This window comes from Streptomyces murinus (assembly GCF_002154555.1).
Lineage (GTDB): Bacteria > Actinomycetota > Actinomycetes > Streptomycetales > Streptomycetaceae > Streptomyces > Streptomyces murinus.
In genome coordinates, this window is sequence record NZ_MUNF01000476.1 from 1 (window position 1) to 8,495 (window position 8,495).

General features: G+C 73.4%; 6 protein-coding genes. 3 read left to right on the forward strand and 3 right to left on the reverse strand.

Annotated elements, in window-relative coordinates; all coding sequences use genetic code 11:
• The first annotated feature begins 54 nt into the window (after positions 1 to 54).
• A complete protein-coding gene (locus CCN72_RS26915) occupies positions 55 to 840 on the forward strand; it encodes an isocitrate lyase/PEP mutase family protein (RefSeq protein WP_086810363.1) in 786 nt (261 codons plus the stop codon).
• Here CCN72_RS26915 and CCN72_RS26920 read toward each other — a convergent pair.
• The 3 genes from CCN72_RS26920 to CCN72_RS26930 form a co-directional block, all read right to left on the reverse strand.
• Positions 774 to 1,508, reverse strand: coding sequence for an alpha/beta fold hydrolase (locus tag CCN72_RS26920; RefSeq protein ID WP_086810365.1), 735 nt, complete (start codon positions 1,506 to 1,508; stop codon positions 774 to 776). The genes CCN72_RS26915 and CCN72_RS26920 overlap by 67 nt on opposite strands.
• 106 nt (positions 1,509 to 1,614) lie before the next feature.
• Positions 1,615 to 4,521 (reverse strand): glycoside hydrolase family 2 TIM barrel-domain containing protein, encoded by a 2,907-nt coding sequence (locus CCN72_RS26925; RefSeq protein WP_086810367.1) that lies wholly within the window; start codon positions 4,519 to 4,521, stop codon positions 1,615 to 1,617.
• Between the two features lie 159 nt (positions 4,522 to 4,680).
• Positions 4,681 to 5,925 (reverse strand): FAD-binding protein, encoded by a 1,245-nt coding sequence (locus CCN72_RS26930; protein ID WP_086810369.1) that lies wholly within the window; start codon positions 5,923 to 5,925, stop codon positions 4,681 to 4,683.
• A 102-nt stretch (positions 5,926 to 6,027) separates the two neighbouring features.
• Between CCN72_RS26930 and CCN72_RS26935 the strand changes: the two genes are divergently transcribed.
• Both CCN72_RS26935 and CCN72_RS26940 read left to right on the forward strand, forming a co-directional pair.
• A complete protein-coding gene (locus tag CCN72_RS26935) occupies positions 6,028 to 7,035 on the forward strand; it encodes a hydroxyacid dehydrogenase (RefSeq protein WP_086810370.1) in 1,008 nt (335 codons plus the stop codon).
• Positions 7,036 to 7,132: 97 nt separating this feature from the next.
• The gene (locus CCN72_RS26940) at positions 7,133 to 8,467 is read left to right on the forward strand and encodes a radical SAM protein (protein WP_086810372.1); all 1,335 of its coding nucleotides are present in this window, start codon (positions 7,133 to 7,135) and stop codon (positions 8,465 to 8,467) included.
• Positions 8,468 to 8,495 lie beyond the last annotated feature (28 nt).

Below are 8,495 nucleotides of genomic sequence, written 5' to 3' on the forward strand. Positions count from 1 at the left end.
GCAGCAGCGGCTCGCCGGGGCGGTGCAGCGCGGCGAAGGAGGTTCCACTGAGGTCTGCGGTCATACGGCCACGCTAGCCCCGGCGAGCCGCTGCTGCTGCCCAACGCCTGGGACCATGCCTCGGCCGCCGCCCTGGCCGCCCGGGGCTTCCCCGCGATCGCCACGTCGAGCCTCGCGGTGGCGGCGGCCGTCGGACTGCCCGACGGGGCGGCGGCGACCCGGGAGCACACGGTGCGGCTCGCCCTGACACTCGGCTCCGAGCCGTACCACCTGTCCGTGGACGCCGAGGGCGGCTTCAGCGACGACCCGGCGGAAGTGGCCCGGCTGGCAACGGAGTTGTGGGCGGTCGGCGTGGCCGGCCTCAACCTGGAGGACGGGCTCGGGGCGAGCGACCTGCTCGCCGCGAAGATCCACGCCGTCAAGGCCGCCGTACCGGGGATGTTCGTCAACGCCCGCACCGACACCTACTGGTCGGGGGACGGCGACGAGCGGGACACCCTCCGCCGTCTGGACGCCTACCAACAGGCGGGCGCCGACGGTGTGTTCGTGCCCGGACTCACCGACCCGGCCCGCATCGCCGGCCTCGTACGGCACCTCGGCGTCCCCCTCAACATCCTCCACTCGCCCGCCGGACCCGCCGTCCCCCGTCTCGCCGAGCTGGGCGTGGCCCGGATCAGCCTCGGCTCCCTGCTGTACCGCAGGGCGCTGGGCGCGGCGCTGGACGCCATGGACGACATCGCCGCCGGCCGGACGCCGGGCGGTACGACCCCCTCCTACGACGAGGTGTGCGCGCTGGAGCGCAGCGTCTCGGTCAGCAGGTCGGCGAACTCCACCGGATGATCCAGTGCGCCCAGGTGCCCGCCGGGGAACTCGGTGAACGCCGCGCCCAGTCGCTGGGCCGTGAACTCGGTCGTACGGTGCAGGAGTTGGCCGCGTGAGCCGGTGCCCGCGACGAGCGTGAGCCGGGCGGCGGTATCCGGCGCGGGGACCGGCGTGTACGCGGTGAACGGATGCAGCACCCGGGCCAGGAACACCCCCATCGGGGTCGCCGACTCGCCCTCGGCGGGCGGCCGTTCACCGCCGTCCAGCTGCCCGAGCAGCTCGGCGCGCCGCTCCGCCCCGTCCGGCAGCACGGTGACACAGGGCGGCTCGTGCGCGACCACATGCGCCAGCCGCGCCGGATGCCGGGCGAGCAGATCGAGCACCGCGATACCGCCCGAGCTGGTCCCGAACGCGTACGCCGACCCGCCCTCGGGCAGCACCGCCGCCAGCACCCGGTGCGCCCCCTCGCTCCAGTCCGCCACCCGCTGCTCCGGCACCGGCAGGCCGAGCCGGCCATGGGCGAGCCCCAGCGGGTCGTACGTCACCACGGTGAACCGCGCGGCCAGCGCCTCGACCAGCGGCCCGAGCCCCATCGGATGCCCGGCGCCGCCCGGCAGCAGCAACAGCACGGGCCCCTCGCCCGTGACGTCGTAGTGGTCGCGGCCGTCGTCCGCCGTCTCGGTCATCGCTCATCCTCTCCGGGGCCGGCGCCCGGGACCGGGGTTCGGGGTCCGGGCGCCGATCGTCCTGACCGGCCGACCGTACGTGCCGCCCCGCCCCGAAGCCTCCGAATTACGCGGCCCCCGGATCGGGGGCTAAGACGAAGGCGAACTCCGCCGGTTCCGCGTGCAGTTGGTAATGGGGGAGCGGGCCGGGGCCGCAGGACTGGGAGCCGATGCCGTGCTGGGCGTGGTCCAGGTTGACCCAGATCGTGTCGCCCGGCACCAGATCGGTCCGGTGGGTGGCTGCGTCCAGCTGCTCCGTGGTCCAGCGGCGGGCCGTCAGGAAGAACAGGGGATCGCCCTCGATACGCAGGCCGCCCAGCTCCGCCCAGCGGACGTCGATCCGGGCGCCGTTCTCCTGCGGCCGGACGTACGGCGTCTGGAGGCCGGCCACCGTCGACTCCCAACGCCCGGCCATGGCCGCCGACCTGCTGTCCGGATACGCCTCCCCGGGGCCGCCGCCGAACCATCGCACCCGGTCGGTCGAGGGGGCGGGCAGTCCGAGGCGGATGCCGAGCCGGGGGAGCGGCAGTGTCCAGTCGCCCTCCGGTACGACGCGCACGGCCAGCCGCAGCCGGCCCCCGTCCGCCGTCCAGCGGTACACCGTCGAAAGGCCCAACTCCCGTCCTGCGGGCGCCACTCGGGTGCGGACCGTCAACGCGTCGCCGCCCGCCTCCACCGCGTCCAGACGGTGCCGCATCCGATGCAGGCCGAGTCCGCGCCACCGGGGCCCGCAGCGGGGGTCGTCCTGCCAGGCGGCGCCCTCGTCGTTGTCGGTGGTCGCCCGCCACACATCCAGCCTCAGACCGGTGACGGGCACGTCGCCGACCGCCGTCAGGGCGCCGGTGCGCGCGTCGAAGGTGCCGGGTCCCAGGTTCAACACACCCCCGGCGGCGCGGAGTCGGGCGCTCGCCGTGACCCGCGGAGGCGTGCGGTCCGAGACCGGGAACTGGCCCCACGCGACGACATGCCCCCGCTCCGCCCACGCGGTGTCGGCCGCGAGCGCCGCCCTGATCAGCCAGTGCGCCTCCCCGTCCGGCGCCCCGGCCGGGGGCGCGGGGAGTTTCACGTCCGCCGACTCGCCGGGCGCCGGGGCGGGCAACGGCAGGGGGCCGGAGGCCAGGGTCTCCCCGTCCACCTGGTACGACCACGAGAACGCCAGCGCCGACAGATCGGCGACGTCGTACCCGTTGGTCACCCGGACCGCCCCGGCCGTGCCGTCGCCCGTGATGCCGACCGGCTCCAGCACCTTCTTGTACTCGGCCAGGCCGGGGGAGGGCCGCCGGTCCGGGAGGACCAGCCCGTCGCAGACGAAGTTCCCGTCGTGCAGCTCCTCCCCGAAGTCACCGCCGTAGGCGAAACCCAGCTCCGGATGCGCGATGCCGTGATCGATCCACTCCCAGACGAAGCCGCCCTGAAGACGCTCGTACGACGCGAACAGCCGCTGGTAGTCGGCGAGTCCGCCGGGGCCGTTGCCCATCGCGTGCGCGTACTCGCACAGCAGGAAGGGGAGCCGGCGCCTGCGGAGCGGGCCCCCGTCCAGGCGCCGGCCGATGCGCTCGACCTCCGCGTGCCCGGCGTACATCCGCGTGTACACGTCCGTGTCACGGCAGTCGCGGTCGCCCTCGTAGTGCAGCGGGCGGGAGGGGTCGCGGGCGCGGATCCACCCGGCCATCGCGGTCAGGCCCCGGCCCCTGCCGGCCTCGTTGCCCAGCGACCACAGGACGATCGACGGATGGTTCTTGTCCCGCTCGACCATGCGGGCCGCCCGGTCCAGCAGGGCCGGGGTCCAGCGGTCGTCGTCGACGGGGTTGTCCCGCCAGCCCAGTTCGGTGAAACCGTGGGTCTCCAGATCGCACTCGTCGAGCACCCACAGGCCGTACTCGTCGCACAGGTCGAGGAACACCGGATGCGGGGGATAGTGGGAGGTGCGCACGGCGTTGATGTTGTGCCGCTTCATCAGCAGCACATCCGCGCGCATCGTCTCCAGGTCCAGGGCCCGGCCCCGCTCCGGATGCCACTCGTGCCGGTTGACGCCCTTGAACAGCACCGGCCGCCCATTGACCTGGATCAGGCCGTCCGCCACCTCCACCGTGCGGAAGCCGATCCGCAGCGGCACCCGTTCCCCGCCGGTGGCCAGCACCCCGTCGTACAGCCGGGGCACCTCCGCCGACCAGGGCCGCACCGGCACCGTCACCGGTTCCCCGGTCGGGACGTCGATCCCGAGCTCCGGGACCGTGACCCGGCCCGCGACGTCGGAGTCGATGCGCAGGGTGCCGGTGCCCGTGCGGTGGTCGTACGAGGCGTGCACGAAGAAGTCCCGTACCCCGTCGGCGGGTTGGTGCAGCAGGGTGACGTCGCGGAAGATGCCGGGCAGCCACCACTGGTCCTGGTCCTCCAGATAGGACCCGGCCGACCACTGGTGCACCCGTACGGCGAGCACATTGCCGGTGGCCTTCAACAGGGGTCCGACCGCGAACTCGTGGGCCAGCCGCGACCCTTTGAACGTGCCCAGCTCCGTGCCGTTCAGCCAGACCCGGGCGCAGGACTCCACCCCGTCGAAGCGCAGCACCGCCCCGTCGCCGTCGCCGCACGGCCAGTCCGCCGGGAGGTCGAAGACCCGAAGATGGTCGCCGGTCGGATTCTCGGTCGGCACGCGCGGCGGATCGACCGGGAACGGATAGCGGTGGTTGGTGTAGATCGGGGAGCCATGGCCCTGGAGGACCCAGTGTCCGGGGACCGCGATCTCGGCCCAGCCACCGGCGTCGTACCCCTCCCGTGCGAAGGACCCGGCCTCGGCCGTCGGCGACAGCCGGAAACGCCAGGTGCCGTTCAGGGAGAGGGACGCGGCGTCGGAGGCCGCGTACCGGGCGCGGGGCGGCAGCGCCCCGGAGCCGGGGGACACGTCCTCGACGTACTCGATGCCGGTGTCGATGTGGGTCTTGGTGTCGTTGCCGGTGGCGGGTACGACGGACATCGGTCTCCGATCTGGTGCCACACGCGACGGAAAGGCGGGGTCAGCCGGGAGGGACACTCCCGCGAGGCTAGGCACGGCACCAGGCCCCCGACAAGGGCGCCCACCCCGGCAAGGAGGGCGCCCGGCCCCGACAAGCGGCCCGGCCCCGCGCGCGGACCGTCAGCCGTCCAGGACCTCCCCGACGAACGTGTTGGTGAACTTGCCCGTCGGATCCAGGTCCCGCACGAGCGCCCGGAAGTCGTCGAGGCGCTCGTACCGCCCCCGCACCACCGCCGTCGGCATGCCGAACACCTTCCCCCAGTGCGGCCGCGGCTCGAACGGCTCCAGTGCCTCCTCCAGGCCCCGCACCACGGGCAGGACGGCCGCCTCGTCCCGCACCCAGGTGAAGTGCAGTGCCACCGAGTCCCGCGCGTGCGCCGGGCTGAGCCACTGCGGATCGGCGGCGACCGTGCGCACCTCGCAGGTCTGGAGCACCCCCGCGACGCTCTCCCGGATCCCGTCGACCGCGCTCAGCGCGCCGATCGCCGCCGCGCGCGGCACCAGGTACTCCGACTGGATCTCCTCACCGCTGCTCGGCGTGAACTCCGCCCGGAAATGCGGCAGTCGCTCATGCCAGGGCCCCACGACCCCCAGCTGCTCGGTGCAGTTGACCGCGGGCATCCCCGGCACCGGATGCATCGGCACCGCCGCCGGTGCCGCCCAGGGGAAGTCCACCGCCGGCCGGTCGGTGCGCCGCTTGACCCACACCTGCCGGAAACCCGCATCCCGCCAGTCCGTGAACAGGCTGACGCTGTACGCGGATCCGGCGACCGCCTCGAACTCCAGCCCCTCCAGCGGCAGTTCGGTGTACACCCGCTGCTCCACCGCGAACGCCGGTTCGAGGTCGAGGGTGAGCGCGGTGACCACGCCCAGCGCGCCCAGCGAGGTCACCGCGCCGTCGAAGCGGGCGTCGCCCCGGGCGATCGTCACCGTCGTACCGTCCGCGACCACCAGCTCCACCTCCCGCACCGCCGAGGCCAGCGGAGGGTTGGCCGGGCCCGAGCCATGGGTGCCGGTCGCCACCGAACCGGCCACCGAGATGTGCGGCAGCGACGCCATGTTCGGCAGGGCGAGACCGCGGGCGTGCACCGCGCGGGCCAGCTCGGCGTAGCGGACCCCGCCGGAGACCCGGACCGTGCGCGCCGCCGTGTCCAACTCGATCACCGGCGCCAGCCCGGCCGTCGACAGCAGCACACCGTCCGGGCCGGGATCGGCGACCCGGTTGAAGGAGTGCCCGCTGCCCAGCACCCGCACCTTCGCCGCACCGGACACCAGGGCCCGCAGCGCGTCGCGCGAGGCCGGGCGCCGGTACTCCTTCGCGTCGTAGGTGACGGTGCGGGCCCAGTTGGTGACGGTCTCCCTCATGCTGCCGATCCTCTCGCCGGGGCGGCGGGTCCGTTGACCCTCTTCTCCGCCGCGCCCTACGGTAAGGACAGCCGCGCCGCACCGAGCCCGGAGGGTCCGTCCTTGCCCGAGCGCCCGCAGGCCGTGCTCGCCATGGCGGCCGAGAACGTGCCGTACGTCTTCCCGCCCGACCTCCTCGCCCTCCTGCGCGCCCATCTGGACCTCGACCCCAGCCTGGTGGCCCACGACTTCACCGAGCCCCGGGCGCGCGCGGCCCTCGCCCGTGCCGAGGTCCTCGTCACCGGCTGGGGCTGCCCCCGCCTGGACGCGGCCGCCCTGGACGGCGCCCCGAAGCTGCGCGCCGTGCTGCACGCGGCCGGATCGGTCAAGGGCTTCACCACCGCCGAGGTGTGGCGGCGCGGCATCCTCGTCTCCTCGGCCGCCGACGCCAACGCGCTGCCCGTCGCCGAGTACGCCCTCGCCATGATCCTGCTCACCGGCAAGGACGTCTTCGCGCTGCGCGAGGAACTGCGCGCGCGCCGGGGCTTCCCCTACGGGGCGATCCTCCCCGGCCTCGGCAACCACGGCCGCCGTGTGGGCGTCGTCGGCGCCTCCCGCGTCGGCCGCCGGCTGATCGAACTGCTGCGCCCGCACGACCTCGCCGTCACCCTCGCCGACCCCACCCTGGACGCTGAGCCGGCCGGGCGCCTCGGGGTGCCGCTGCTGCCCCTGGACGACCTGCTGCGCACCAGCGACGTCGTCACCCTGCACGCCCCCGAGACCCCCGCGACCCGGCGGCTGATCGGCGCCCGCGAGCTGGCCCTGATGCCCACCGGGGCGGTGCTCCTCAACACCGCCCGCGGCTCCCTCGTCGACCAGGACGCGCTGGTCGACGAGGTGCGCACCGGGCGGCTGCGCGCCGTCCTGGACGTCACCGACCCCGAACCGCCGCCCGCGGCATCCCCGCTGTTCGATCTGCCGGGCGCCTTCGTCACCCCGCATCTGGCCGGCTCCCAGGGCAACGAGGTGGCCCGTCTCGGCCGGGTGGTGGTCGAGGAGGCCGCGCGCTGGGCGGCCGGTGCGGCGCTGCGCCACGCGGTCGACCCGCAGACGCTGGAGCGGATGGCCTGAGGGAGCCTGGGAACGCGCCCGCGGGACCCGGCACCGCTCCGCCCGATCCGGGGGCATACGGTTGGGCCGTACACCTGAGCCGGGAGGAGACATACGGATGGGCACTCGCACCGCACTGGTCGAGGATCTGATGGAGCGCTTCCCGCACGTGCCGCGGGAAGCCGTCTTCAAGGAGGACCTGCTCCGCGGCGGTGTCGCCTTCGACAAATCCGCCCTCAGTGACAACGAGAGCGGTGACGTCAAGCCGAAGTCCTACTTCATCTTCTCCTTCGACCACGGCACCCTGCCCGAGCTGGGCGAGGCCGCGCTGCGCCGGCCCCCGGAGGAGATCATCCTCACCGGTGGGCCGTACGACCTGCGCCGTACGGTTGTCTCCGTACGGGTGAACCCCGCCTCCCCCTACCGGGTCGCCGCCGATGACGAGGGGGTGCTCGGCCTCTACCTGGACGGCAAGCGGATCGCCGACGTCGGGGTGCCCCCGATGCCGGAGTACTACCGGCACACGCTGTCCAACGGGAAGTCCGTGATGGAGGTCGCGCCCACCATCCAGTGGGGTTACCTGATCTATCTGACCGTCTTCCGGGTCTGCCAGTACTTCGGCGCCAAGGAGGAGTGCCAGTACTGCGACATCAACCACAACTGGCGCCAGCACAAGGCGGCGGGACGGCCGTACACGGGCGTCAAGGACGTGGAAGAGGTCCTGGAAGCCCTGGAGATCATCGACCGGTACGACACCCAGAAGGCGTCCACCGCCTACACGCTCACCGGCGGCGCCATCACCAAGACGGTCGCCGGGCGTGACGAGGCCGACTTCTACGGCCACTACGCCAAGGCCATCGAGGAGCGCTTCCCGGGCCGCTGGATCGGCAAGGTCGTCGCCCAGGCGCTGCCCAGGGACGATGTGCAGCGGTTCAAGGACTACGGCGTGCAGATCTACCACCCCAACTTCGAGGTGTGGGACCGCCGGCTGTTCGAGCTGTACTGCCCCGGCAAGGAGCGCTACGTCGGCCGCGACGAGTGGCACAAGCGGATCCTGGACTCCGCCGAGATCTTCGGTGCGCGCAATGTGATCCCCAACTTCGTGGCGGGCGTGGAGATGGCGGAGCCCTTCGGCTTCACCACCGTCGACGAGGCGATCGCCTCCACCACCGAGGGCCTGCGCTTCTTCATGTCGCACGGCATCACGCCCCGCTTCACCACCTGGTGCCCGGAGCCGACCACCCCGCTCGGCAAGGCCAACCCGCAGGGCGCGCCGCTGGAGTACCACATCCGGCTGCTCCAGGCCTACCGGCAGACGATGGAGGACTTCGGGCTGTCCTCCCCGCCCGGCTACGGCCCGCCCGGACCCGGCCACGCGGTCTTCTCGGTCAGCTCCTTCATGGACAGCCTGCCCGCGCGGGAGCCGGTCGAGGAGGAGCCGGCCAAGGCCTGAGCCGTCACCGTGCGTGAGCGCTCACGCA